Below are 248 nucleotides of genomic sequence, written 5' to 3'. Positions count from 1 at the left end.
GGCATCCTTGCCTGGCACCCGACTACGCACTGCCTGCGTTCGACCTCCTGAAGGGACAATTTGGCGGCGCCTGCGAGGTCAGCGTATGGAAAAGCATTGGCGCCAAGGTTGGCGCCTTGATGGATAGCGTCGATTTCCTGCGTGGGCTTTGTTTGTCAGTGCGCGCAGTGGCAGGCGCTGCAGGATGTCCCTTCAGGAGGCTGAGTGGAGCCGTCGCGTAGTGGGGTGCGAGGCATGGATGCCTCGCA

1 protein-coding gene is annotated in these 248 nt (G+C 62.1%); it reads left to right on the top strand.

Annotated elements, in window-relative coordinates:
* The coding region (locus EKA13_RS28205; RefSeq protein WP_218060863.1) for a hypothetical protein at nucleotides 1-221 on the top strand (221 nt) is incomplete at its 5' end.
* Nucleotides 222-248 lie beyond the last annotated feature (27 nt).

This window comes from Pseudomonas defluvii, from assembly GCF_001695625.1.
Taxonomy (GTDB): Bacteria; Pseudomonadota; Gammaproteobacteria; order Pseudomonadales; family Pseudomonadaceae; genus Aquipseudomonas; species Aquipseudomonas defluvii.
Note: the sequence above shows the minus strand (reverse complement) of the source record. Positions and strands in the feature narration are given on the sequence as shown.